The organism is methanotrophic endosymbiont of Bathymodiolus puteoserpentis (Logatchev), from assembly GCF_900128525.1.
In the GTDB taxonomy this organism is placed as follows: domain Bacteria; phylum Pseudomonadota; class Gammaproteobacteria; order Methylococcales; family Methylomonadaceae; genus Methyloprofundus.
Genome location: NZ_FQTQ01000062.1, coordinates 58,944 through 82,927 on the forward strand (window position 1 = coordinate 58,944; position 23,984 = coordinate 82,927).

Genomic DNA, 23,984 nt, shown 5'->3' on the forward strand with positions numbered 1-23,984 from the left:
TTTTATCTTTAAGAAAAAGAATAAAGGCATTAGGCAGTTTATATGACTATAAGTAAAAATCTGAAAGAAAAAATTATTATTATTGCTGAAAATGATGAACACTTGGCTGATGAAATAAGTTCACAGCTAAATAAGCAAGGTTTTAGCAATATCAGAATTGCTGATGATGGTAGTAAGGTCTATGAGATTTTACGACCTTTTTATAATGATATCGAACAGGTTGGTTTAGTTGTTGTTAATGAAGAGCTGCCTCAATGTCAGGTCATGGAAATGTGTTTGGCATTTAATAACGATAGCTCTGTCATTCCTTTTATTATTCTTAATCCTACAAAGGACTATAGCAGCGAGCTTGAAAAAAGTGATTTAACATCTAAAGGATTACTGCACTATATGCCTCTGCCTATTAATTATTCAGAATTTTTTTCTATTATTAATTTTCAGTTAATTATAAAGCACGAGTATTTTCTTCGCCATAAGCAAGAAGAACGACTTATCAATGAGCTTGCAGAAAGAAAAGTTATAGATGCAAAAATGAAATACTTAGTGGTTCATGATGAATTAACTAACTTATTGAATAGGCGGAATTTTGAACGTGAAGTAAGACTAATTCTTAACCGAAACAATCAGCAGCAGAAAAATGGCGCGCTATTATTTATAGATATTGACCGTTTTTGTTTAGTTAATGAGCTTGAAGGGTTTGAGGTCGGAGATAGGTTACTAGTTACAGTAGTTTCAATTATCAGAAAGTTAATAGCTAAAAGTGATTTATTTGCACGCATTGGGTCTGATGAATTTTGTCTTTTTATAAAAAATAAAACAGCGGATGAAGTAAAGAAGTTTGCTGAGAAAATTAGAAAGGCAGTTTATGAGTATCGTTTTTGTACGGGCGATGTTTGCTATAGCATTTCAATTTCTGTGGGTATTTCGGGTCTTAGTACAGCAACTATTGTGTATCACCCCAATGAACTCATTTCTCGTGCACGCCATGCGTGTAATATGGCTAAGGACAATGGTCGTAATTTAGTTTGGGAATATAATGAGCAGGATAGCTCGGTACGAGAGCGGCGTAGAGATATTTATTGGGTGCCTTTAATTAAAAAAGCACTTTTAAATGACAGTTTTTTTCTAGTATTTCAACCTATAGTTAATTTATTCAGTGGTGAGGTTTCTCATTATGAGGTCTTAATTAGAATGCGTGGAGATGATAATGAGGTTATTTCTCCGGTAGAATTTATCCCCGTTGCGGAACGTATGGGGTTAATTCATAGCATTGACCTGTGGGTAGTGGAGAGTGCTATTACTTTTCTGGCTAAACTTCCTACTGAAAAATCAAATATTTCTTTGTCTATTAACCTTTCTAGTGTTGCGTTTCAAGATGCTTCTTTATTACCGACTATAAAAGAAAAGCTAGAGCTAACTTGGGTAGATGCAAAGCGGATTGCCTTTGAAATCACAGAAACAGCGGCTGTTGGTAATTTTGAAAAAACACGTGATATGATTACAAAAATCCGTGCTTTAGGGTGTAAATTCTCATTAGATGATTTTGGCGCTGGATTTTGTTCATTTAATTACCTTAAAACCTTTCCTGTCGATTATGTGAAAATTGATGCTCAGTTTATTCGTGATTTAATCAATAATCCAACTGACCAGATTTTAGTGAAGTCTATGACTGAATTAGTCGCAAATCTTGGGAAAAAAACGATCGCTGAATATGTTGACACGCCCGAGGCGATAGAAAAATTAAGAGAAATAGGTGTAAATTTGGGGCAAGGGTATATTTTTGGTAAGCCTGAGATGCACTTATTACCGAATGAATACATTGTAATTCCTGATTTAATGCAGCAAAAAAAGGCTGAACAAGACGTCATGAATACGATAAAAATGTTGACTTGATATCTACTCTTTATCAGCCAATAAAGTTTGAATTTTTGTTAGTAAAAAATTACCTTCACCAAAATAGCGTTCATTAAAGCGCTGCTGGTAAATATCAGAAAAATGTTCCATTAGCCGGTTAAATTCTGTTTTTGAGAGATTTTCATCAGTAAAAGCTTCGATCATATTATCTGTAGGGCTATTGATCTTTTTATTAAACTGTCTTTCATAGCTATGACCAATAGCGGAATGCAATTTCTGAATTTTTTCAGCATCTCCTTCAGCTAATATCAATGCGACCGTACTACTAATACCCCTGATAGGTTTTTCATGTTTTTTCTCATAAATGGACTCTAGTGTCAGCAATTCTCAATTTAGGATTCAGTGATAAAATAAATCCAATTCCTTACCCCAAAAAAATTCTATAAGTGATAGAGACAGTCGAACAAATAACAACATTCACGCAAACAAATTTGATTGGACAGATCAAGCAGACATTTGCCACCTTACCCGATGCGCGTAGTGGTGATGGTATTTACCAAAAATATGACATGTCAGATGCAGCTCTTAGTGCCTTTTCCGTTTTCTTTATGCAATCTCCGTCTTTTTTGGATTATCAGAAAACGATGGAAAAAGAAGGTGGGAAAAATAATGCTCGTAGCCTATTTGGTATTCATTTAATTCCAAGTGCCAATCAAATTAGAAACCTTCTTGATCCTGTTCCCGCAGAAACTATTTCCCCTATTTACAGGGAAATATTGAGAGGCTTGCAGCAAAGTGGAAAAATCAATGAATTCCATGTGCTTGATAAGACGATTTTAGTGGCTATTGATGGCGTAGAATACTTTAGTTCACAGAGTATTCACTGTGATTGCTGCTCAACTAAAACCTTAAAAAATGGTAAAACACATTATTCTCATGTCGCAGTAACCCCCGTTATCGTGTCCCCTAGGCAGTCGGCTGTTATTCCTTTAGTGCCTGAATTTATTACACCTCAAGATGGCTCTGAAAAGCAAGATTATGAGCTGGCCACCTCAAAACGCTGGTTAGAAAAAGAAGCGAATGATTTACCTGGAAATACGACCTTTTTAGGGGATGATTTATATTGTAAACAGCCTTTTTGTGAGCAAGTCATTCAAATGAAAAAGCATTTTATTTTGGTTTGTAAGCCTGACTCTCATAAGACCCTATACGAATGGATTGATGACTTCGAGCGGTCAGGTGAGGTGGAAAACGTGATAGTCAATGAATGGACGGGGAAGAAAAAACTCAAAAAACACTACCGCTTTGTCAATCGAGTTCCTTTACGCGATACGGATGATGCCTTATTTGTAAACTGGTGTGAATTAACCATCACCGATGACAAAAATAAGGTTATTTACCACAATGCCTTTGCAACAGATTACTTGCTGGATAGAAAAAACATCAAACAGATTATTGAGGCAGGTCGCACGAGGTGGAAAATCGAAAATGAAAACAACAATACTTTAAAAACAAAAGGCTACAATTTTAAACATAACTTTGGGCATGGCAAACAACACCTCTCATCTTTGTTAGCAAGCCTGAATATTTTAGCTTTTTTAGTCCATACGGTACTTGAGTGGTTTGATCAATGCTATGCGCTGGTACGAAATGAACTGACCAGCAGGCAGACATTTTTTGATGATATAAGGGCGCTTACTCGTTACATGCACTTTGATAGCTGGCAATCATTACTGGAATTTATGCTGAGAGGGCTAGAAATTCCGATACCAGAAATATGAGAAATCCTAAATTGAGAATTGCTGATAAATATTAACAATTGCCAAGGCAACACCAATAGCACCGATAACCATAATCGGATAGCGTATCGCTGATTTTATGCGACTTTGGGTTTCTTTTTCACGCTCTAAGTATTGAGAAATCTGATAAAAAGCCTGGTCGACTGAACCTGATGACTCGCCCACAGCAATAATACTACGAAATAAAGTATCAAAAATACGTGGATGCTTACCAAAAGCTTGACTAAGTGACAGGCCAGATTCTAATGATTTAGTAATATCACCTAAAGCACTCGCTAATGCTTTATTTCGTGTCGATGTTTTTAAGCTTTGGATAGCTCTGATAACTGGCACACCCGCCTTGCTTAAACTGTACATTTGCCGAGTGAATAAAATCAAATCCGTCAGGCCTAAAGCTTTAAGTGCCTGCCACTGATTAAAATCTTCCATAACATCGGTACTAATCACCGCTTTCTGTATCGATACGGGAATCATACCTCGACTCGCCAACATCTTCGCAGCAAGCACTTGAGACTCTGCCTCAACCAGACCTTCAATACTTTTTCCTAGCTCGTTACGTGCTTTATATGAAAATTGCGGCATAAGTCTAAATAAACTACATCAGAAAATATGGTTATTGAATATCTGGATTATACAGATAGCGTTTATAAATTAATTTACCCCGCCTTCAGCAAGGTGTTTAGGTTCTAAAATCTTCTCTAACTCAGCACGTGGAATATCCGTCATTTCCTCGGCAACATCAATAATCGCTCGACCTTGTTGATAAGCTAATTTAGCAATTTTTGCAGCTTGCTCATAGCCAATAATTGGATTTAACGCGGTCACTAAAATTGGATTTCTGGTTAATGCCTGTTGTAAATTATCCTCACGCACCTTGAAATCAGCAATGGCAGTATCAGCCAATGCAAGGCTCACTTGACTGATAATTTCAATACTTTGTAAAATATTATAAGCAATCACTGGCAACATAACATTTAACTGAAAAGTACCTGATTGGCCGGCAACCGTAATCGTCGCATCATTACCAATCACTTGTGCGGCAACCATGGCCGTCGCTTCAGGAATTACTGGATTTACTTTACCTGGCATAATGCTGCTACCTGGCTGTAATGCCGTTAGTTCAATCTCACCTAATCCCGCTAAGGGACCACTATTCATCCAGCGCAAATCATTGGCTATTTTCATCAAACTAACAGCAATAGTCTTTAATTGCCCTGATAATTCAACAACCGCATCCTGACAACTTAAGCTTTCAAAAAATGAATCATTCGGTGTAAAGGCCATATCAGTTGCCGCACTCATTGTTTGCGCAAATTTAACGGCAAATTCAGGATGGGCATTAATTCCCGTACCCACCGCTGTTCCGCCTTGTGCTAATTTTTGAATGCGGGGCAGGGTGCTTTGTATTCGAGCAATAGCATTGCGAATTTGTAATGCCCAAGCACCTAATTCCTGCGCTAAAGTCATCGGCATGGCATCCATTAAATGGGTGCGCCCTGTCTTAGTATAGTGCTGACAAGTCCCTGCTTTTGTTTCGATAGTTTCGGCTAAATGTGTCAAAGCAGGCAATAATTGACGGTGACACTCCAAAGCAGCACTGATATGGATTGCCGTTGGAATCACATCATTACTACTTTGCCCCATATTAACGTGATCATTCGCACCCACTACTTCAGTACTAATAGCAGAAGCCAAATGCGCGAGTACCTCGTTGACATTCATATTAGTGCTTGTGCCAGAGCCCGTTTGAAATATATCTATGGGAAATTGCTCCGCATGTTGGCCTTGAATTATTTGCTCAGCCGCCTGAATAATTGCCTGCCCTCGCTTAGCATCCAAAACACCTAAATCACTATTTACTTTAGCGGCGGTTTGTTTAATTAGCGCGACTGTTTTAATAAAAGCAGGCGGCATTGTTAGACCGCTAATAGGAAAGTTATTAATTGCTCGCTGAGTTTGTGCGCCATATAAAGCATCTGCAGGCACTTGTAATTCACCCATGCTATCTTTTTCTATTCTGTAGTTTGTCATCGTTATTTCAGGTTTGTGGAAAGATTTTTATGTAGGAGGGGCTTTTAGCCGCGATTATAATAATTACTTTTCGTTACAAGTCGCAGCTAAAAGCCTCTCCCACTATTAAAGCCATACTGCATCCCACAAAGGATAATCACCGATCTTTTTTACTAAACCAGCTCTTAATGGGTTGGCAACAATATAGCGAGCTAAATGCTGTAAATCTTCTTCCTTTCTTACTGCGTGGTCATGATAGCCATCTTGCCACAAAGCTTGGTTCTGATTTAATTTTCCACGCTTACGGCGAATTTTTTGTATTTGCGTAGCTGAAATCCCCTTAGCACTACGCATGACTTGTTCTAGTTTACAGTTATTTTGTAGAGCAATAAGCCAATGAAAATGATCTGGCATAACTACAAAAGCTAAGCTATTTACTTTTTGTTCTTGATGTTGCTGTCGCATAGCCTGTACTACTATTCTGGCTAAAATAAAATCTGTAAAAATATTTTGCCTTTGATATGTCACCGTAGTCAGTAAATAAATTCGATTATTCTCAGAATATCGACCTTTCCTTAAGTCTACACTGTGCGGATTGATATTATTCATAGCAAGCTTTCTGTGGGAGGGGCTTTTAGCCGCGATTTAAAATAGGCACTTAAGTAGTCGCTCATAAGTTATTTAACATTTTATTACTTGTCAGCCCTTAGCCAGAAATCCATGTAAGCGTAGAAGATCCCCGCTAAAAGCATGCGGGGATAATATATTTTTTCAGCTGATTTTGTTAAAAGACTTTAGGTCGATTACTTATAAGTCGCGGCTAAAAGCCCCTCCCACACTATCTCTCCCACAAATGTAATATATCGGCACTCGAAAATGGCCAGCACAATTCTTTTTGTGACTCTAAATCCAATAATACCGGAATTTTAATCGCATAACGTTCTTGCCATTGCTCCTGCTCAGCAATATCGACTTTTGTAAAAGGAAGTTTTAATTGTACAACTAAAGATTCTGCCTGTTCACATAAATGGCAAGCTGAGGTACCTAGCAACAATAACTGGCTCAATGTTTCTCCTTCTTCTCTAATATCCCCATCATAAAAGCAGAGAGTACAAAGGTTAAATGAATCACGACATACCAAAGTAATTTGTCATTCGCTATTTGCTCAGCATTCATAAATACCTTTAATAAATGTATGGATGAAATAGCCACAATCGATGAGGCAACTTTCATCTTCAAGGAACCATAATCATGCGTTCCTAGCCATGATAATTTTTCTGTTCCTTCAGCAATATCTAAGCGTGAAACAAAATTATCGTAACCGCTAAACATGACAATAATGGTCAAGCTACTCACCAGCGTCAAATCAATAAAGGCAAGTAATTTCAACATTAACGCCCCTTCACTCATATCTAAAATAGCAGGGATGAAATGGTATAACTCTTGAAAAAACTTAACGGTTAAAGCCATTAAAGCGATACTCATGCCTAAATAAATCGGTGCTAATAACCAGCGACAAGCATAAATCGAGCGTTCAATTATTCGTTCAATCATCTTTTTATTATTGAATTTAACTATCCGCCTTAACTTCTACGGCATCTTCAGAAACTATTTCAATACCTAACATTGCGGCAATATCATTTTCAGGCGTATCAATACCTTTAATCGCTAAAGATTGAGTTAATTTTTCTAAAATCCCTGCGCTAAAAAATGGGGGTAAAGTTGGCCCAATGCGTACATCTTTAATACCCAGTGAAAATAGCGCCAACATCATTAAAATAGTTTGCTGCTCATACCAAGCGATATTAAAAGAAATAGGTAGTTCCGATAGATGACTTAATTGCATCGTTTTTTGCAAATGCCTTATAAATTCTAATATCGCATAAAAATCATACGCCTGCCCAACATCGAGTAGACGTGGAATGCCATTAATCTCGCCTAAGTCTAAATCATGAAAACGATATTTAGTATCACCGGCGGTTAAAATAAGTGTATCTTTCGGTAAAGCCTCAACTAATTGCGTGTAGTAACGGCGCTCTTTATGGCGACCATCACAACCTACCAAAACTATAATTTGCTGAATATCACCCGATTTAATTCCGCTGGTAATAGCTTCAGTTAACGTACAAAGCGCATGTAATCCATAGCCAACCGTCACCGCACCTTTGGTAAGCGGGGTAGGGGGGTCGCATTTTTTAGCTTGCTCAATAAGCGCCGAAAAATCTTTAGCCTCACTACTTCGACGCTTATCTATATGGGTCACATCCGGCCACCCGACCATACCAGAAGTATAAGCTTTATTAATATAGTCTTTTTTAGGTTGCTGCAAACTATTGCTGGTCACTAAAACAGGACCTTTAAATTTACTAAATTGAGTTTTTTGCTCCTGCCATGCACCGCCATAATTTGCGACTAAATTAAAATATTTCTTAAAAGCAGGGTAACTATGCGCAACAATCATTTCGCCATGGGTATAAATATCCACACCAGAGCCTGCGCTTTGCTCTAATAAGTCATATAAATCTTGTAAATCACTGCCAGTCACAAGAATACCGGGCTTATCCCAAGTATCTAGGTGTACTCGTGTTGGCTCAGGCTGGCCAAATTTTTGGATATTACTCTGCTCTAGCAAGCTCATCAACAATAAACTCTGCTCACCCGCCTTAAAGTTCATGGCTAAAAGATCATCTAAGTTCACATCTGTACGCAGAGTATAAGCAACAAGCTTATGCATAAAAGCATAATGTTCCACGTGAAACCTACCCAATACTTGAATATGTTCTAGCAAAGCACCTAGCCCTTTAGCTGCATAAATTAGCATTTCTCGCGCAGCATGTAGGTCAGCTTGCTCACTAGATAGCTCACCGCCTGCCATAACGCCAACGGTTTCACCCATTTTAACAAAGGCTGCTTTATCACAAAGTTCATACTGCCATTGAGCTTCTTCAGGTATCGCCTCGTTTAATTCAACACCTTTTGCCAGCAATAAGCGTTTTAAATATTCACGGCGCTGTACAGTTTCAGCAATTAATTGTACGAAGACTGAAGCGTCAAAATTAACATTAGTGACCATTGAGTACAGCGCACGCGCCGTAAATTGATCAATATTTTGCGCATTAATTCCTACTTCTGCAGCTTTCACAGCATAAAAAGATAGGCCTTTTAGGGTATATGTCAATAAATCATGTAGACTAGAAACATCGGCTTTTTTCCCACAAATACCCGCAGTATCGCAAGCAACATTCTTTTTGGCTTCCTGGCAGTGATAACAAAACATGTTGACTCTCCTTGTTAACTTATAAAAGATAAAGTCTTAGTAAAACCTGTATTAAGACATGAAAAAGCTTTCATTTTATCAGTAAAATTACAATACTGCTTAAGCTAATAAACTTCTCTAAAATAAATTTGTTTATTATTACCTTTGTAAAGTCCAAAATTAACCCGTGCCGTAGGTAAATCATCATGCACACCATTAGCATTCCAGTCGAACAATAACCAAGAATCAATTGTATTTAATAAAGATAAATCAACATAACCATAGGCATTTGCAGTACTAAACGCCAAGCCTGCGTCACCACCAGAAAAAGGGCTATTCGTTAATGTCGCTGTGGTACTCCCTGTTGTTCCGATAGTTATCGCTTGATTTCCCGCTTTTGTCGTACTGCCATTATTTAAGCTAAGCTGTGTTGCTAAATTTATTACCGTACTATTATCAGCAAGATTCTTTATAAAGTTACGCCCATCATAATACTCAGTATATAGTGGAACGCTAAGCGGCATTAATTCAGACCCGTAAGCGTTAGCTAAAGCAATTCTCCCCCAGCGCTGCTCTTTAGTGCCAGAAAAACCAATGCCATTGCCTGCAGAAGGCGCTCCAAAAACAACTGGGTTAGTTTGCGGCAAACCATTAACATTCGCCACCTCGACTCCATCCGTATCAACCAGCGTAAAACTCAATGCAATTTCAGCGTCAAAAGGTGCTGTTAAAGTACTTTTTGCAAGCGCCAAAATATTGCTACTGGTATCAGAAAAGTTGAGAGTACCACGACCCTCGCCATTATCCATTACTGCAGGCGCACTCGCATCAATAACCATTAATGCATGGCTAGCTTCTGTATAAATAGGCGTAATGCCATAACTTGCATGTATTGGATTTATTTTCCAATAGCTTCCTGTGTAATTTTTAGTCGTTCCCCCCACTGCGTTTTTTGCCATTAATGTAGCAACGGGGCTGATTGTATACCTCACTGGCTGACCGAGATAAGTGAAGGTAGTATTGGCGGTGCTAAATTCAGGTGCATTCAACAAAACATCAAAATGGTCAGGAATAAATCGCCCTATCGTCAAAGTCGAATGATAAGCAAAATTACACCCGACCTTGCCACCAACCGGAGTATTCGTAAAACTCCCGACAATACAGTCACCTCCTGCTTGATCTACAGAGGTAAAACTATCATCATAAATATCATTAGCGGCAAATTTTACTAAACCGACTTCATCATATTTAAAGTGTGAGCCGGCCGCTGCTCCGATATTTTTATCTGCACTTGCAAATACGCCTGATAATTTATTCACTTGGGCACTATTATTATGATCGTGCAGAGTACTATTAATTTTTGGTGTGCCGCTATAGCCAGCCACGCCTGTACTTGCCGTGATAGTAAAAAAATCTCTGCCTGCTTTTGCCGTAATACCTGTACCTAAGCTGATATTGTTCATATTAGACGTAACGGCTCTAAAGCGTGTAGGACGAATGGCAAAGCTATCTGTAGAACAGCCGACAACAGCAGCATCCGTGATTCGACATTTAACATACCTGTATGCACCGCTGGAACTTATTATGTTGCTTGTTTTTCTACCCGCATCACCTGCTGTAAAATTTATATGTTGTGAGCTAATAACCGGATAACTCGTACATGAGCCAATACTTGCATCCACCAATTCAAACTTAATATTGTGATCTATAAGATTCGCAAAATCAGTCTCTACCTGCGTTGCATCACGCAAAGCTATCACATCAAAGTTAAAAGATTGTGCCGTCGTTTTAGTATATAGCTTGCCATTAATGCCATTAGCCCCCGCTTCTACACAGTTAAAATTAGTTGCGGATCTATCATTGCTGCTGTCTTTATCATCTTCATCATCTTTATCGTCTTTATCGTCTTTATCGTCTTTATCATCTTTATCATCTTTATCATCTTTATCGTCTTCATCGCCTTTATCGCCTTTATCAACTTCATAACTATCATCACTAGCATAACTTGGAACAGCTGCACTCGATAAAACAAAAGCCACCAATAACTGCAATATTACTTTACTCATAAATACCTTAAATTATGTGTTTTTAAATGCTCTACGTATTTAACTAAATAGGAAAAATACATTATTTTATTAACTCACAGCTGTATAAGCCTGTTTATTAAAAGAAACTCCGAGTTATCTTTGCGACTACCTGTTACTGCTTTATATTTTAATTACTCTAGTTGCATGTGCTCTTTACACACAGGGCAGATATGCTTACCTTCACTATTTATACTCCAGCCATTTTCTACTGCAGCCGATATAGTACCTTCAATCCAAGATCGTCCATCCGATAAACGCCGCCCTGTCCTATCATTCCTCGGACGGCGACGAAATTCTATAGACCTTAGCCCTTGAGGGTTACAAATATCACAAAAAATAAAAGTTCTTATACTCATAGTGGGTGTTTTTAACAGTTTAGTAAAATAAGAAAAATGATTAAGTTCACATAATTAACATAAATTCCCGATAAAGTATTTTTTAACTAGAATTACTTAAAATTATAAGTTAATTTAGTCTTTACTCTATACTCATTACTACAGTTTTTTATATTTTAAGGAAGGAAAAATGATGGCAAAAAATAAGCAGCAAGGTTTTACATTAATTGAATTAATCATGGTTATTGTAATTTTAGGGATTTTAGCGGCTACGGCATTGCCGAAGTTTGCAGACCTAGGCAAAGATGCCCGCATTGCTGCACTAGAGAGTGCAGAAGCAGCCATGAAGTCGGCCATGGCGATGACACATGGGCAGTCGTTAATTAATGGTAACCCTAATGCCAATATAACAGTTGAAGGGGTAGCCGTTCGTATGATTAATGGATACCCAGCAAAAACAACAAATGGCATTGATAGAACACTTAATTTATCCGGAGATTTAAGTGTAAGAAACGGAGTCATTTCAATTGCAGGAGCAGCAACACCGACAAGATGCCTCGTTACTTATAACCAAGCAAGCTCAACTACTCGCCCAGCAACAACAAGCCTTATAACAACCGGCTGTTAAAATTACCTTTCAGAGCATCAAGCCTATTGCCAAGCTAAAAATAGATGCGAGCTATTCAGGTCGCGTCTATATAGGTTTCTATAACAATGTTCCATAAAAAACAATTCGGCTTTACGCTAATTGAACTAATCATGGTTCTGGTTATGCTAGGCATTCTATCTGCGACAGCACTACCAAAATTCTTTACAAAAGATGTCTTTGCCGAACACGCTTTCTTTAGCGACACTCTAAACGCTATCCGCTACGCCCAAAAACTCGCAGTAACAACCGGCTGCAATGTCCAGGTTGCAATTAGTTCCAACAGCTACACCTTAACTCGACAAGGCACTTCCACTAGCACCTCTTGTGCTGGGTCAACTTATCAGTTAGCGATTCCTCATCCTAGCTCAGGCGCTAGTACATATTCGGGTAGTGAATCAGGTATTACCCTAACTAGCTCTGTCTCTCCTTTCTATTTTCACCCCTTAGGCACTGCATCAAATGATGTTACTTTAACCATTAATGGTGCAAAAACTATTTATATAACAGCTGCCACAGGGTTTGTTTATGAATAAAAATCGAGCGCAATTAGGTATCACACTCATTGAGTTAATCATTTCTATGGTGATTATCAGTATTTCCTTAACCGGTATTTTTACCGTCATGAATTTAACGGTCAGCCATAGTGCTGATCCTGTTATATACCACCAAGCCCTTTCTATTGCTGAAGCGTGCTTAGAAGAAACCTTATTAGAGCCTTATACAAGTTTAAGCCCCTGTACATTAAGCAATATACCGGCAAACTATAATGTTTCCTCAAATATTAGTCATGAGGTACTGTCAGGTATACCTGTAAAAAAGGTATTAGTCACTGCCACAAGTGGCAGTACAAGCATAGAACTGGCCGGCTATAGGGCGAATTACTAATGCATAACCGACAGACAAAGGGCTTTACGCTTATTGAGCTGATTATGGTCATTGTTATTATCGGTATTTTATCGACCATAACCACAGACCTTATCACCTTACCTGTTAAAAGTTATCTTGACCTAGAACGGCGCACGACTTTAGTTGATAGTGCAGAAATGAGTTTACGCCGTATGCAGCGCGATATTCGCCGCGCTTTACCGAATAGTATTATTGCCAATGGCGGCACAACGATTGAATTATTACATACCAGCGAAGGCGGACGTTATCGTGCTAATGTCTCTGACGCAGGTCTTGGAGATATTTTAGACTTCACCACAGCGGATGCTCAATTTGATGTTATTGGCCCATTAAGCACGACTCCAAGTGGTTATTTAGTTATTTATAATACCGGCACACTCGGTGCAAATGCTTATGCCCATGATAATCTTGTCAGTATTAATAAGGGAGCATCGACACTCAATAGTATTCAATTAACAACGGCAAAGCGATTTCCTTATCGCTCGCCACAGCAGCGATTTTTTATTGTTGATACACCGATTACTTATAGTTGCACCAATGGTGAACTGCGTCGTTATGATAATAAAATTGATAGTTCATATACTATTAGCAGTCCATCACCTTCCTTGTCACGATTAAGATATAAGCTCCAGGCTAAAGCCAAAATGCTCAGCTGCCAGTTTGATTATGATCCCGGAAGTGCAACACGTGCCGCTTTGGTTACAATTGAAATTAAACTTACGGATGATGCAGGAGAATCAGTTAAGCTAATTCATCAGGTGCATGTGGATAATATGCCATGAATAAACAGCAAGGATTTTCTATTATCATGGCTATTTTTATCTTAATAGTGCTTAGCCTATTAGGTAGTTATATGCTTAAACTAAGTGGCGTACAACATGCAACCGCGGTGAGCGCAATACAAGGTGCGCGTGCATATTATGCGGCAAGAGCCGGAGTAGAATGGGGAGTGGCGAAATTACTTAATAATGATAGCTGCGCTACTAGTTCGACATTGGCTATCAATAACTTTGCAGTCTCTGTAAGCTGTCGTAATCAAGGAATCAGTTATAACGAAGGGGATTTGAATAGTAACGGCTTAGCGGATGATGATTTTTATATCTATAAAATCGAAAGCACAGCTAGTTATGGTCATTTTACTAGTCCTGATTATGTTTATCGGCACCTGGAAATAACGGTAAAAAAATAGCTACCGTTCCGTGGGAGGGGCTTTTAGCCGCGATTTCAATATAAGTCGCGGCTAAAAGCCCCTCCCACAAATAATACTATTTATGCGGCGTTCGATAAGCTTTACAGTCCACACTGAAGCGTTCCATTTTTCTACCTAGTTTTAATGCGGTCAATTGGCCACCCCACAAGCAGCCAGAATCAATCGCATAAGTATTTTGCGAATGGTGATAACCAATAGCCGACCAATGCCCAAAAATGATTTTCAAATGCGAATTTTTTCTATTTCGCAAATCAAACCATGGCTGTAAATGTTTTGGCTGACTACCTAACTCACCACTATATTTGAAGTCTAAACGCCCTTGTGCATCACAAAAACGCATACGGGTAAAACAGTTGACAGCAAAACGTAACTGCTCAATTCCCTTTAATTTATCACTCCAAATGTCAGGCTCATTGCCATACATGCTTTTAAAAAATTTTAAATAATGACTACCGCATAATTCAGCTTCAATCTTAGCCGCCATTTTCTTAGCCGTAGCAAAATCCCATTGCGGAGGTAACCCAGCATGCAACATACAAAAATCATCACTGTAATGAAATAACGGCCGATGCCTCAACCAATCTAATAACTCCTTTTTATCTTTGGCCTCCAAAATCGGCTTTATAGTATCTTTTGCACGTACAGGAGACGCTTTATAAGCAACGGCCAATAAATGCAAATCATGATTACCTAATACGGTCACTGCAGCATCACCTAATGATTTAATAAACCGTAGTGTCTCTAAAGATTTTGGCCCACGATTAACTAAATCACCGACAAACCAAAGCTGATCAGTTTTTTTATCAAAGTTGATTTTTCTTAATAAACGCAGTAAATCGTCATAACAGCCTTGTATATCACCTATGGCATAAATAGACATTGTTAGTGCAGTGTGCGTGGAATTGATAGCGTAAATTTTGGAATGACTGCATCAAATTGTTTGCCATCATCAGCTACCATCCTATATTTTCCTTGCATAACCCCTACCGCCGTATTAATTAGCGCACCACTCGTATAGGTAAATGTTTCACCTGGTTTTAAATAGGGTGTTTTACCGACCACACCAGCGCCACGCACCTCTTCAACCTTGCCATTAGAATCCGTAATTAACCAATAACGACTCAGCAGTTTCGCAGCTGTTGTGCCAATATTAGCAATCGTTATAGTATAAGCAAAAGCATATTTATGCTCACTAGGTTTAGACTGATCTTCTATATAGCGAGCCTTAACCTCAACTAAAATTTTATTTTCTTCACTCATGTAAAAATCTACTCTAAATATCAAGTTTAATATTTTAGCACTTATCGCCTTCAACTTAGATACAATTAATAAAAACCTAAAAGACAATAAATCAGCCTAACTATGAATCAAAAAAATATCATCCAAGAAATGAAAGTCCTTCCCACTATCAATGCAGAATTTGAAATACAGCGTCGAATTGATTTTATTAAGCAGCAACTTAAACAAGCAAAGTTAAAAACTTTAGTACTAGGTATTAGTGGTGGTATCGACTCTACAACTTGTGGTCGACTAGCACAATTAGCCATTGATCAACTGAATACAGAAGAGGGCAGTCATGACTACCAATTTATAGCACTACGCTTGCCTTATAATATACAAGCCGATGAAAGCGATGCGCAGCTCGCCTTGCAGTTTATTCAGCCCAGCCAAAATATTGCAATTAATATACATTCGGGGGTAGAGGGTATTCATACAGAAACAGTCCGCGCATTAGAGCAACAGGGCTTGCTCAAGAACTCAGCCTCTAGCATAGACTTTCACAAAGGTAATGTTAAAGCGCGTATGCGCATGATAGCTCAGTATGAAGTCGCAGGATTACTGGAGGCTTTAGTCATAGGCACAGATCATTCCGCAGAAAATATAACTGGATTTTTTACTAAATGGGGCGATGGTGCCTGCGATCTTGCACCACTTTTTGGCTTGAATAAGCGCCAAGTGAGACAATTAGCAACAACATTGGGTGCGCCTGATACACTCATTAAAAAGGCCCCCACCGCTGACTTAGAAGATTTAGCCCCCAGTAAAACAGATGAAGCCGCACTCGGTTTAAGCTATCATCATTTAGATGAGTTTCTTGAAGGTAACCCGATTCCTGAGCATGTCAGCCAATTAATCATTGATAATTTCCATAAAACTCAGCATAAGCGTCAAGCTATACCGACACCTGACAATGAATGATTGAGAATGAATAGCGCCTTATGAGAGCCACTTTAATTGTATTTTCCAAAGTTAAAGTCGCCCCCAGTAAGATTCAAACCAAGCTATTACTTAATAGCTTTAATCAGCTTGACTAAGTGGGAGCTTGATGCCAATACTTCTACCGAACTGAATCCACATGCTTGTACCGTTTTAACTGTTTGCCTATTAATATTTGCACCCACTAACCGTACCGTTAGTGGGTTAAGCAATTGCATGACAGATGCAATGAATTTATTTGTACTCAACACATGCTCTAGCAATAAAACTTCACCGCCAGGCTTACAGACTCGCTTTAATTCTCGTAATCCTTGTTCAGGATCAGGTACTGAACAAAACAAAAACGTCCCAATAACACAGTCGAAGTGATTATCAGAAAAATCTAATGCCTGTACATCCATCTCTAATAACTCAACATCCAAGCTTAAATTGATGCGTTTTTTCTTAGCCTCTTGTATCATCACTGGGCTAAAATCTATCGCTGTTATAGTTTTATTAGCAGGGTAATAAGCAAAGTTTTTTCCTGTCCCGACCCCCACCTCGAGTATATTTTCTCCCTTCACTTGCTGCCAAATGCGCGCACGTAAATCACCAAACATCATTTTTTCCATCATGCTTTCAATGCGATCAAAGTAAGGAGCAATACGATCATAACGTTTTTTTATAATATCAGTTTGGGGTGTCATAAACTTTTAGGTTTAGAAGTAAGAGTAAATAATAGGTTCAAGTAATATACGAATTTTGTATTCTGTGGAAGTGGCTTTAGCCGCGACTTTATGCAAATCATGGCTAAAGCCACTCCTACAATAAAAAATCTAACCCGACCTATATTTTTTATACAGCAATAGGCGCAGCGATATGTGGGTGCGGATCATAACCAACAATTTCAAAGTCCTCAAAACGATAATCAAAAATACTACTAGGCTTACGCTTGATAATCAATTGTGGTAAAGCCTTAGGTGCTCGCTGTAACTGAATTTTCGCTTGTGAAAAATGATTACTGTATAAATGACAATCACCAATTGAAATAATGATTTCTCCCACATTTAAGTCACATTGTTGTGCAATCATATGGGTAAAAATTGCTAGGCTAGCGGTATTATACGGATTACCTAAAAATAGATCATTACTGCGTATATATAAAGATCCGCTTAGTTTTCCATCAGCAACATACCACTGATAAAGTAAATGACAGGGGGGAAGGGCCATTTTTCCGTTGGCTACATTTTCTTGAGGAGTTTGACTTTCATCGGGCAAATCAGCCACGTTCCAACCACTAATAATATGTCGGCGGCTGTCGGGGTTGTTTTTAATTCCGTCAATTAAAGCGCTAACTTGATCATAACTTTTGCCATCTACACCTTGCCAATATCGCCATTGTGCACCATAAACAGGTCCTAGGTCACCGCTTTCTGTTGCCCATTCATTCCAGATACTCACGCCATTATCATTGAGGTATTTTATATTAGTATCTCCTTTTAAGAACCAAAGTAACTCATGAATAATGGATTTAGTATGTAGTCGTTTAGTTGTGACTAAGGGTAGTCCTTCTTGCAAATTAAAGCGGATCTGGCGACCGAACAGTGATTTAGTTCCCGTTCCAGTACGATCACCTTTTAAATAGCCTGCAGTCAGCGTTTCTTCTAATAATTCAAGATATTGTTTCATTGTTCTGTTGTGTGTAATGCTTTACTTAGAAATGAGGGTACCCATTTAATACGAAATATTAATAATACAGGGCGGACTTTAGTCCGTATGAAATCGCAGCTAAAAGCCCTTCCCACGATACATTATTTTAAATAGTAATAACTCTTTACCTAGCTAGCAGATTTTTGGCGATAGGCTAAGCCTAATAACACAACACCAATTACAATAAGTGGAATAGATAAAATTTGCCCCATAGTTAGCCAATCCAACGCTAAATAACCTAAATGCGCATCTGGGACACGGTAAAATTCAACGATAAAACGGAATAGCCCATAGAACAGTGCAAATAGCCCTGACACTGCCATGGCTGGCCTTGGTTTGCTAGAGTAAACCCATAAAATTAAAAATAACGCCACACCCTCTAAAGCGGCCTCATATAGTTGCGAAGGATGCCGAGCTAATGGTCCTCCACCTGGGAATACAAAAGCCCAATAAACATCAGTCGGTTTACCCCATAACTCTGCATTAATAAAGTTACCAATTCGACCTGCAAACAAACCAATTGGAACAACCGGAGCAATGAAATCCGTTAATGCCAATAAGGTACATTGATGCTTTTTAGCAAAGATCCACATAGCAGTCATCACACCTATTAAGCCACCATGAAACGACATACCTCCTTGCCATACTTTGAATAGCATCACAGGGTCCGCTAAAAAGTGATTAAAATTATAAAAAAGCACATAACCAAAACGCCCCCCTAAAATAACCCCCATCGCAGCATAAAAAATTAAATCTTCTAAAGCTTCGCCTTTAATAGGAGAGTGGGGATTATTTACTCGTTTACTTAATAAGTACCACGCCCCCGCGATACCGATTAAATACATAAGCCCGTACCAATGAATCTTAATAGGACCAAGGCTAATTGCTACTGGATCTATAACAGGAAAAGTTAACATAATTATTTCGTTTTATTGTGCATAAAAAAGGGTGAATTAACATATTGCTAATCCACCCTATGATATCAAAACTTGGGATAAAACCTAGAGAGTTCACCCTAGGTCATAATATCCTTAAACATCTAAATTAGAAACCTCTAAGGCATTTTTAACAATAAAGTCACGACGCGGCTCAACTATATCACCCATTAATGTGGTAAAGACTTCATCAGCAGCAATGGCATCAGCGATGGTCACTTGCAGCAAAACCCGCGCATTAACATCTAGTGTTGTTTCAAATAGTTGCTCAGGATTCATTTCCCCTAAACCTTTATAGCGCTGAATATGTTGGCCTTTCTTAATTTCACGCATCATCCACTCAAACGCATCTTTAAAATTACTAACGGCTTGCTTGCGCTCTCCCATTTGCATATAGGATTCATCGCTAAATAAATCATGTGTATTTTCTGTATAAGTAGCAATTTTTCTATAATCATTACTATTAAAAAAGATCGCTTCTAAAATAACTATTTTTTCCACACCATGCGTTTTCTTATGAATGGTCAAAGTATAGTCTTGCTCATTACGATAGGCTAATTCAAGTTTATAAGTTGCTTCAGCAGCTGCATTTAATCGCTGCTCTAGCCCACTAAACCACTCCGTTAATTGACCTAGATCTTTTTGTGCCTCTTTAGTCAGAGGCGATACATGAGTCAACATTTGCAAGAAGTCGGTATCATAGCGCCGCCCCATGCGAGCAATAATACTTTCTACTGCCAGTAACTCATTGGCCAAAGTTTCTAAACCAAGCCCTTTAATCGCAGGGGTTTCTGGATTACTAATCAATTGTGTTTTTTCTAAAGCCAGTTGAATTAAGTAAGCATTCAACTCCTCATCATCTTTTACATAGCGCTCTTGTTTACCTTTTTTCACTTTATACAAAGGCGGTTGTGCAATATAAATATGCCCTCGCTCTATTAACTCAGGCATTTGTCGATAAAAGAAAGTAAGCAATAAAGTTCTAATATGTGAACCATCGACATCCGCATCGGTCATAATAATAATACGGTGATAGCGTAGTTTTTCTGGGTCATATTCATCTTTACCGATGCCACAACCTAAAGCTGTAATCAGTGTACCGACTTCTTCCGATGCAATCATACGATCAAAACGAGCACGCTCGACATTCAGAATTTTCCCTTTTAGAGGCAAAATCGCTTGTGTGCGACGATCTCTTCCTTGCTTGGCAGAGCCGCCAGCAGAGTCCCCTTCCACAATAAATATTTCAGAAAGGGCAGGGTCTTTTTCTTGGCAGTCGGCTAATTTACCCGGCAGACCAGCAATATCTAGCGTCGTTTTACGACGTGTTAGTTCACGAGCTTTACGTGCCGCATCTCTCGCTCGTGCTGCTTCGATAATTTTATTAACAATTGCTTTAGCAACCCCTGGCGTTTCCTGTAAAAAGTCATTTAACTTTTCATTCATCGCCGATTCAACTAAAGGCTTTACTTCAGAAGAAACAAGTTTATCTTTAGTTTGTGATGAAAACTTTGGGTCAGGTACTTTAACTGATAAAACGGCAGTGAGTCCTTCACGCGCATCATCACCTGTTGTCCCTACTTTTTCTTTTTTGGCTAGACCATTTGCTTCAATATACTGATTAATCGTTCGCGTTAATCCACCTCTAAAACCCGCTAAATGGGAGCCACCATCCCTCTGAGGAATATTATTGGTATAACAGAAAATATTTTCTTGGTATGAATCATTCCACTGCATCGCTACTTCAACAGTGACCCCTTCTTTTTCAATCGTAAAATGAAATACTTCAGGAAATAAAGGTATTTTATTTTTATTAAGGTGGGTAACGAAGGCTTTAATACCGCCTTCAAATTCAAACACATCCTCTTTACCTGAACGTACATCTTTTACATGAATACGCACACCTGAATTTAAAAAAGAAAGCTCCCGTAAACGCTTAACTAAAATCTCATAGTGAAATTCAACATCCCCAAAAGTATCCCTGCTTGGTAAAAAAGTAACCTGAGTTCCTTGTTTTGTCGTTGCTTCCATTTTTTCTAAAGGAGCAACAGGTTCGCCGTGTTTATATGTTTGGCGATAAACATAGCCACCTTTGTAAACTTCTAAATCGAGCCTTTCTGACAAAGCATTGACCACGGAAATACCTACCCCATGCAAGCCACCCGATACTTTATAAGCATTATCATCAAACTTACCGCCAGCATGAAGTACCGTCAAAATAACTTCGGCAGCAGAACGCCCTTCTTCTGGATGAATATCAACAGGAATACCACGCCCATCATCCGAAACTGTCACAGATCCATTATCATTAATAGTCACATTAACTGATTTACAATAACCCGCTAAAGCTTCATCAATTGAGTTATCAACAACTTCAAAAACCATATGATGTAAGCCGGTACCATCATCGGTATCTCCAATATACATCCCTGGCCTTTTACGTACCGCATCTAAGCCTTTTAAAACCTTAATATTGGAACTATCGTAGTTATCCTTATTTTCACTCATGTTTAACCTTGTTGTCTGTATGTTTCACGTGAAACATCTTTATTTACCTTTTGTTTAATGTTTCACGTGAAACATTAAACTTCTGTGACCTCACCATGTTTCACGTGAAACATTTTGTATTGCCCAATTTGGCTTAAATCACCAAATTCATTCCGCTCAGTTGCAGTCATAAATACTTGTATATCCATACCCGCTAAAAATTCTAATAATTTTGTACGGCTAGAAAAATCTAACTCTGCCACAGCATCATCAATCAATATACAACCCGATTGAAACCCATTATTAAGTAGGTGTTCAATTTGGGCTAATTTTAAAGCAAGCACTAATAGCTTTAATTGCCCTCGCGAAACAAAGTCTTTTGCTTTTCTTGAATTAATCAATAATTGAAAGTCTGCTCTATGTGGCCCACTATGAGTAAATCCATAGCGGAGGTCTTTTTCTAAATCATTTTTTAACTTATCGATCAATAAAGACTCAGCATCCCAACCTTGAGATAACAAAAGTTCAACCGACTCTAAATCTAAAAACTGCTCGGCTGTCTTTAAAAAAAATGGCGTTAGTTCTGCTAAATATTGCTTTCGATAATTAGCTACTATTGTACCGTATTGCTGCAATTCATGGTTCCAAACATTTAACTCATTAACACGCCGAATTTTTAATAAAGCATTGCGCTGGCTTAAAGCTTTCTTAAAATTTCTCCAGGCACTAAGAAATTCTGTATGTTGATTAAAAATGCCCCAGTCGATAAATTCTCGACGTAACTGTGGCCCTGCATCTAACAGTTGATAACTCTTCGGATGAATAAGTTGCAAGGGTAGGGCATAAGCTAAATCAGCGCGCGCATGTTTAGTTTCTTGGTCAATGCGTATTTGCATATTTTTACCGTCATGCTGAATACCCAGAGTGGATACATGCCCACTGGTAAAAAGAACTTTACCGGAGATAATTAAATCATTATGGGCAAAGTGAATCACATTTTTAACGGTCGTAGAGCGAAATGAATTTGCTCTTCCTAAGAGGTGAATTGCTTCAAGTATTGAACTTTTACCACTTGCATTATTGCCATAAATTAAATTGATTTTTGCAGCTGGTGCTAAAGAAACCTGCACTAAATTACGCACATGATAAATATCCAGCTTTTGTAAACTCATAAGCTCAAACTATAAACGCATCGGCATAACGATAAACTTATAATTCTGCTCGCTAGATTCTTCAATAAAGCAGCTACTCAAATTTTCAGCAATAGTTAATACGGCCATTTCCGAATCCAAATTAGAAACAGCATCTAAAATATACTGAGAATTAAATGCTATCGAAAGTGCTTCCCCTTGGTACTCAATGGCTATTTCTTCATCTGCTTCTTCATGCTCAGGGTTGTTAGTGCTAATTTGTAAACTATTACCCTCAATCACAAATTCAACCCCTCTAAATTTCTCGTTAGATAAAATAGACACTCGTGTTAAAGCATCTTTTAAAACCTGCTTTTGTACATGAACAGGACTGTTAAAGCTTTGTTCAAAGACTTTACTAAAATCAGGATATTTAGAATCCACTAATTTTGCAGAAAAAGTTAAGTTTTCAATCACGACACGAATATTATTTTTTGAAAACTCGACCTGTATTTCTTGCTCTGGATCATTATCTAGTAAACGTGTTAATTCCAATACGCCTTTACGCGGAATGATAATACGCGATTCTATGCCCGTTTCTGTCTCAATTTCTCCTTCATAAATCGAAAGTCTATGCCCATCAGAGCCGACCAGTTTTAACTGTCGATTAAAAATACCCAGCATAATACCATTTAAGTAATAGCGTATATCCTGATTCGCCATACAAAAAGCGGTTTTATCCAAAGCTGTTTTGAACTGCGCTGTTTTGATCGTAAACTGACAATCCATTGCTGTCATCTCAAAGTCAGGATAATCATGTGCTTCTAAAGTGCTTAAGGAAAAGCGACTACGACCTGACTGTACTTTTAATTTATCTTTTACTAATTCAAATTTAATATCTACGGCACTAGGCAGTGATTTGCAAATATCTAACAGTTTACGTGCAGGGACAGTAATACTACCTTGCTCGTCATTATCAAACGCAATATTCACAACAATTTGTACTTCTAAGTCAGTTCCTGTTAGGGTCAATAGATTGTTATCCAGCTTAAATAATACATTAGCAAGAATCGGCATCGTTTGCCTTTTCTCTATAACACTAACAATTTGTTGCAGAGGCGTTAAAATTAGTTCTCTGTTAATTATAAATTTCATAAAAGAATCTACTATCTTAAATACGATGGTGAGTAAGGATAAAAAGCTGCTGAATAATCGTTTTTTTAAACACTAAATCAGTATTTTACCCTGTTTTTAAGATTGTGACTAAGATTGAAAAGAAGAGTTGCTAAAGCACAGTTAATTGCGCGCTTTAAGTGGAGCTATTAAGCAAAGGAGAAAGATAAGACTGGCGGAGAAATTGATAGAGCGATGCAGGTTTATGGAGCCTTGGTAAGAATGGTGAACAAAAAATCCAATCCCA

General features: G+C 38.2%; 25 protein-coding genes. 8 read left to right on the plus strand and 17 right to left on the minus strand.

All coding sequences use genetic code 11. The features are described from left to right. Window positions 1–42 precede the first annotated feature (42 nt). Window positions 43–1,893 (plus strand): EAL domain-containing protein, encoded by a 1,851-nt coding sequence (locus BQ7314_RS04380; RefSeq protein ID WP_174482495.1) that lies wholly within the window; start codon window positions 43–45, stop codon window positions 1,891–1,893. A gap of 3 nt (window positions 1,894–1,896) precedes the next feature. Here the strand turns inward: BQ7314_RS04380 and BQ7314_RS04385 are convergent, their stop codons facing one another. Next, window positions 1,897–2,238, minus strand: coding sequence for a hypothetical protein (locus BQ7314_RS04385; RefSeq protein WP_174482496.1), 342 nt, complete (start codon window positions 2,236–2,238; stop codon window positions 1,897–1,899). Window positions 2,239–2,345: 107 nt separating this feature from the next. On the opposite strand from BQ7314_RS04385, the gene BQ7314_RS04390 reads away from it, so the two are divergent. Beyond that, a complete protein-coding gene (locus BQ7314_RS04390; protein ID WP_174482600.1) occupies window positions 2,346–3,635 on the plus strand; it encodes an ISNCY family transposase in 1,290 nt (429 codons plus the stop codon). 6 nt (window positions 3,636–3,641) lie between these two features. Here BQ7314_RS04390 and BQ7314_RS04395 read toward each other — a convergent pair whose 3' ends face one another. The 8 genes from BQ7314_RS04395 to BQ7314_RS04430 all read right to left on the minus strand — a co-directional run bounded on the left by BQ7314_RS04395 (window position 3,642) and on the right by BQ7314_RS04430 (window position 11,362). Continuing rightward, window positions 3,642–4,235, minus strand: coding sequence for a type II secretion system F family protein (locus BQ7314_RS04395; protein WP_174482497.1), 594 nt, complete (start codon window positions 4,233–4,235; stop codon window positions 3,642–3,644). A 69-nt stretch (window positions 4,236–4,304) separates the two neighbouring features. Next, window positions 4,305–5,684 carry a class II fumarate hydratase gene (locus tag BQ7314_RS04400; protein WP_174482498.1) on the minus strand — a complete coding sequence of 460 codons (1,380 nt, stop codon included), beginning with the start codon at window positions 5,682–5,684 and terminating at the stop codon, window positions 4,305–4,307. Between the two features lie 105 nt (window positions 5,685–5,789). Next, window positions 5,790–6,272: an REP-associated tyrosine transposase gene (locus BQ7314_RS04405; protein WP_174482499.1), complete on the minus strand. Its 483-nt coding sequence runs from the start codon at window positions 6,270–6,272 to the stop codon at window positions 5,790–5,792. Between the two features lie 229 nt (window positions 6,273–6,501). Next, window positions 6,502–6,729, minus strand: coding sequence for a glutaredoxin family protein (locus BQ7314_RS04410; RefSeq protein ID WP_174482500.1), 228 nt, complete (start codon window positions 6,727–6,729; stop codon window positions 6,502–6,504). Continuing rightward, the gene (locus BQ7314_RS04415; RefSeq protein ID WP_174482601.1) at window positions 6,726–7,214 is read right to left on the minus strand and encodes a TIGR00645 family protein; all 489 of its coding nucleotides are present in this window, start codon (window positions 7,212–7,214) and stop codon (window positions 6,726–6,728) included. The genes BQ7314_RS04410 and BQ7314_RS04415 overlap by 4 nt, the downstream gene beginning before the upstream one ends. A 19-nt stretch (window positions 7,215–7,233) precedes the next feature. Beyond that, window positions 7,234–8,940, minus strand: a complete 1,707-nt coding sequence (gene hcp / locus BQ7314_RS04420) for a hydroxylamine reductase (RefSeq protein ID WP_174482501.1) — start codon at window positions 8,938–8,940, stop codon at window positions 7,234–7,236. Window positions 8,941–9,044: 104 nt separating this feature from the next. Beyond that, a complete protein-coding gene (locus tag BQ7314_RS04425) occupies window positions 9,045–10,985 on the minus strand; it encodes a DUF6701 domain-containing protein (protein WP_174482502.1) in 1,941 nt (646 codons plus the stop codon). A 152-nt stretch (window positions 10,986–11,137) separates the two neighbouring features. Then, the gene (locus BQ7314_RS04430) at window positions 11,138–11,362 is read right to left on the minus strand and encodes a hypothetical protein (protein ID WP_174482503.1); all 225 of its coding nucleotides are present in this window, start codon (window positions 11,360–11,362) and stop codon (window positions 11,138–11,140) included. 172 nt (window positions 11,363–11,534) lie between these two features. Here BQ7314_RS04430 and BQ7314_RS15900 point away from each other — a divergent pair, with 172 nt between their 5' ends. From BQ7314_RS15900 to BQ7314_RS04455, 5 genes are all read left to right on the plus strand, one after another. Then, window positions 11,535–11,969 carry a pilin gene (locus tag BQ7314_RS15900; protein ID WP_174482504.1) on the plus strand — a complete coding sequence of 145 codons (435 nt, stop codon included), beginning with the start codon at window positions 11,535–11,537 and terminating at the stop codon, window positions 11,967–11,969. Window positions 11,970–12,055: 86 nt separating this feature from the next. After that, window positions 12,056–12,523 (plus strand): type II secretion system protein, encoded by a 468-nt coding sequence (locus BQ7314_RS04440; RefSeq protein WP_174482505.1) that lies wholly within the window; start codon window positions 12,056–12,058, stop codon window positions 12,521–12,523. Beyond that, complete coding sequence (locus tag BQ7314_RS04445) at window positions 12,516–12,875, plus strand: prepilin-type N-terminal cleavage/methylation domain-containing protein (protein ID WP_174482506.1); 360 nt, start codon at window positions 12,516–12,518, stop codon at window positions 12,873–12,875. Before BQ7314_RS04440 ends, BQ7314_RS04445 begins: the two co-directional genes overlap by 8 nt. Further along, window positions 12,875–13,678, plus strand: a complete 804-nt coding sequence (locus BQ7314_RS04450; protein WP_174482507.1) for a type II secretion system protein — start codon at window positions 12,875–12,877, stop codon at window positions 13,676–13,678. Before BQ7314_RS04445 ends, BQ7314_RS04450 begins: the two co-directional genes overlap by 1 nt. Beyond that, a complete protein-coding gene (locus BQ7314_RS04455) occupies window positions 13,675–14,085 on the plus strand; it encodes a pilus assembly protein MshP (protein WP_174482508.1) in 411 nt (136 codons plus the stop codon). Before BQ7314_RS04450 ends, BQ7314_RS04455 begins: the two co-directional genes overlap by 4 nt. Before the next feature lie 76 nt (window positions 14,086–14,161). Here the strand turns inward: BQ7314_RS04455 and BQ7314_RS04460 are convergent, their stop codons facing one another. Both BQ7314_RS04460 and apaG read right to left on the minus strand, forming a co-directional pair. Continuing rightward, window positions 14,162–14,986: a symmetrical bis(5'-nucleosyl)-tetraphosphatase gene (locus BQ7314_RS04460; protein WP_174482509.1), complete on the minus strand. Its 825-nt coding sequence runs from the start codon at window positions 14,984–14,986 to the stop codon at window positions 14,162–14,164. A 2-nt stretch (window positions 14,987–14,988) separates the two neighbouring features. Beyond that, window positions 14,989–15,366 (minus strand): Co2+/Mg2+ efflux protein ApaG, encoded by a 378-nt coding sequence (gene apaG / locus BQ7314_RS04465; RefSeq protein WP_174482510.1) that lies wholly within the window; start codon window positions 15,364–15,366, stop codon window positions 14,989–14,991. A 102-nt stretch (window positions 15,367–15,468) separates the two neighbouring features. Here apaG and nadE point away from each other — a divergent pair, with 102 nt between their 5' ends. Further along, window positions 15,469–16,305, plus strand: coding sequence for an ammonia-dependent NAD(+) synthetase (gene nadE, locus BQ7314_RS04470; protein WP_174482511.1), 837 nt, complete (start codon window positions 15,469–15,471; stop codon window positions 16,303–16,305). A gap of 86 nt (window positions 16,306–16,391) precedes the next feature. Here nadE and BQ7314_RS04475 read toward each other — a convergent pair whose 3' ends face one another. From BQ7314_RS04475 to dnaN, 6 genes are all read right to left on the minus strand, one after another. Beyond that, window positions 16,392–17,009, minus strand: coding sequence for a class I SAM-dependent methyltransferase (locus BQ7314_RS04475; RefSeq protein ID WP_174482512.1), 618 nt, complete (start codon window positions 17,007–17,009; stop codon window positions 16,392–16,394). 148 nt (window positions 17,010–17,157) lie between these two features. Beyond that, complete coding sequence (locus tag BQ7314_RS04480) at window positions 17,158–17,991, minus strand: thymidylate synthase (protein ID WP_174482513.1); 834 nt, start codon at window positions 17,989–17,991, stop codon at window positions 17,158–17,160. Between the two features lie 149 nt (window positions 17,992–18,140). Beyond that, window positions 18,141–18,929: a prolipoprotein diacylglyceryl transferase gene (gene lgt, locus BQ7314_RS04485; RefSeq protein ID WP_174482514.1), complete on the minus strand. Its 789-nt coding sequence runs from the start codon at window positions 18,927–18,929 to the stop codon at window positions 18,141–18,143. 114 nt (window positions 18,930–19,043) lie between these two features. Next, window positions 19,044–21,455: a DNA topoisomerase (ATP-hydrolyzing) subunit B gene (gene gyrB, locus BQ7314_RS04490; RefSeq protein ID WP_174482515.1), complete on the minus strand. Its 2,412-nt coding sequence runs from the start codon at window positions 21,453–21,455 to the stop codon at window positions 19,044–19,046. A gap of 74 nt (window positions 21,456–21,529) precedes the next feature. Further along, a complete protein-coding gene (gene recF, locus BQ7314_RS04495) occupies window positions 21,530–22,606 on the minus strand; it encodes a DNA replication/repair protein RecF (RefSeq protein ID WP_174482516.1) in 1,077 nt (358 codons plus the stop codon). A gap of 9 nt (window positions 22,607–22,615) precedes the next feature. Then, a complete protein-coding gene (gene dnaN, locus BQ7314_RS04500; RefSeq protein ID WP_174482517.1) occupies window positions 22,616–23,719 on the minus strand; it encodes a DNA polymerase III subunit beta in 1,104 nt (367 codons plus the stop codon). Between the last annotated feature and the right edge of the window lie 265 nt (window positions 23,720–23,984).

Excerpts from the sequence above, each read along its gene's own strand:
- BQ7314_RS04380 (WP_174482495.1), top strand. The coding sequence starts at position 43 with ATGACTATAAGTAAAAATCTGAAAGAAAAAATTATTATTATTGCTGAA.
- BQ7314_RS04395 (WP_174482497.1), bottom strand. The coding sequence starts at position 4,235 with ATGCCGCAATTTTCATATAAAGCACGTAACGAGCTAGGAAAAAGTATT.
- BQ7314_RS04400 (WP_174482498.1), bottom strand. The coding sequence starts at position 5,684 with ATGACAAACTACAGAATAGAAAAAGATAGCATGGGTGAATTACAAGTG.
- BQ7314_RS04405 (WP_174482499.1), bottom strand. The coding sequence starts at position 6,272 with ATGAATAATATCAATCCGCACAGTGTAGACTTAAGGAAAGGTCGATAT.
- hcp (WP_174482501.1), bottom strand. The coding sequence starts at position 8,940 with ATGTTTTGTTATCACTGCCAGGAAGCCAAAAAGAATGTTGCTTGCGAT.
- BQ7314_RS04425 (WP_174482502.1), bottom strand. The coding sequence starts at position 10,985 with ATGAGTAAAGTAATATTGCAGTTATTGGTGGCTTTTGTTTTATCGAGT.
- BQ7314_RS04430 (WP_174482503.1), bottom strand. The coding sequence starts at position 11,362 with ATGAGTATAAGAACTTTTATTTTTTGTGATATTTGTAACCCTCAAGGG.
- BQ7314_RS15900 (WP_174482504.1), top strand. The coding sequence starts at position 11,535 with ATGGCAAAAAATAAGCAGCAAGGTTTTACATTAATTGAATTAATCATG.
- BQ7314_RS04440 (WP_174482505.1), top strand. The coding sequence starts at position 12,056 with ATGTTCCATAAAAAACAATTCGGCTTTACGCTAATTGAACTAATCATG.
- BQ7314_RS04445 (WP_174482506.1), top strand. The coding sequence starts at position 12,516 with ATGAATAAAAATCGAGCGCAATTAGGTATCACACTCATTGAGTTAATC.
- BQ7314_RS04450 (WP_174482507.1), top strand. The coding sequence starts at position 12,875 with ATGCATAACCGACAGACAAAGGGCTTTACGCTTATTGAGCTGATTATG.
- BQ7314_RS04455 (WP_174482508.1), top strand. The coding sequence starts at position 13,675 with ATGAATAAACAGCAAGGATTTTCTATTATCATGGCTATTTTTATCTTA.
- BQ7314_RS04460 (WP_174482509.1), bottom strand. The coding sequence starts at position 14,986 with ATGTCTATTTATGCCATAGGTGATATACAAGGCTGTTATGACGATTTA.
- apaG (WP_174482510.1), bottom strand. The coding sequence starts at position 15,366 with ATGAGTGAAGAAAATAAAATTTTAGTTGAGGTTAAGGCTCGCTATATA.
- nadE (WP_174482511.1), top strand. The coding sequence starts at position 15,469 with ATGAATCAAAAAAATATCATCCAAGAAATGAAAGTCCTTCCCACTATC.
- BQ7314_RS04475 (WP_174482512.1), bottom strand. The coding sequence starts at position 17,009 with ATGACACCCCAAACTGATATTATAAAAAAACGTTATGATCGTATTGCT.
- BQ7314_RS04480 (WP_174482513.1), bottom strand. The coding sequence starts at position 17,991 with ATGAAACAATATCTTGAATTATTAGAAGAAACGCTGACTGCAGGCTAT.
- lgt (WP_174482514.1), bottom strand. The coding sequence starts at position 18,929 with ATGTTAACTTTTCCTGTTATAGATCCAGTAGCAATTAGCCTTGGTCCT.
- gyrB (WP_174482515.1), bottom strand. The coding sequence starts at position 21,455 with ATGAGTGAAAATAAGGATAACTACGATAGTTCCAATATTAAGGTTTTA.
- recF (WP_174482516.1), bottom strand. The coding sequence starts at position 22,606 with ATGAGTTTACAAAAGCTGGATATTTATCATGTGCGTAATTTAGTGCAG.
- dnaN (WP_174482517.1), bottom strand. The coding sequence starts at position 23,719 with ATGAAATTTATAATTAACAGAGAACTAATTTTAACGCCTCTGCAACAA.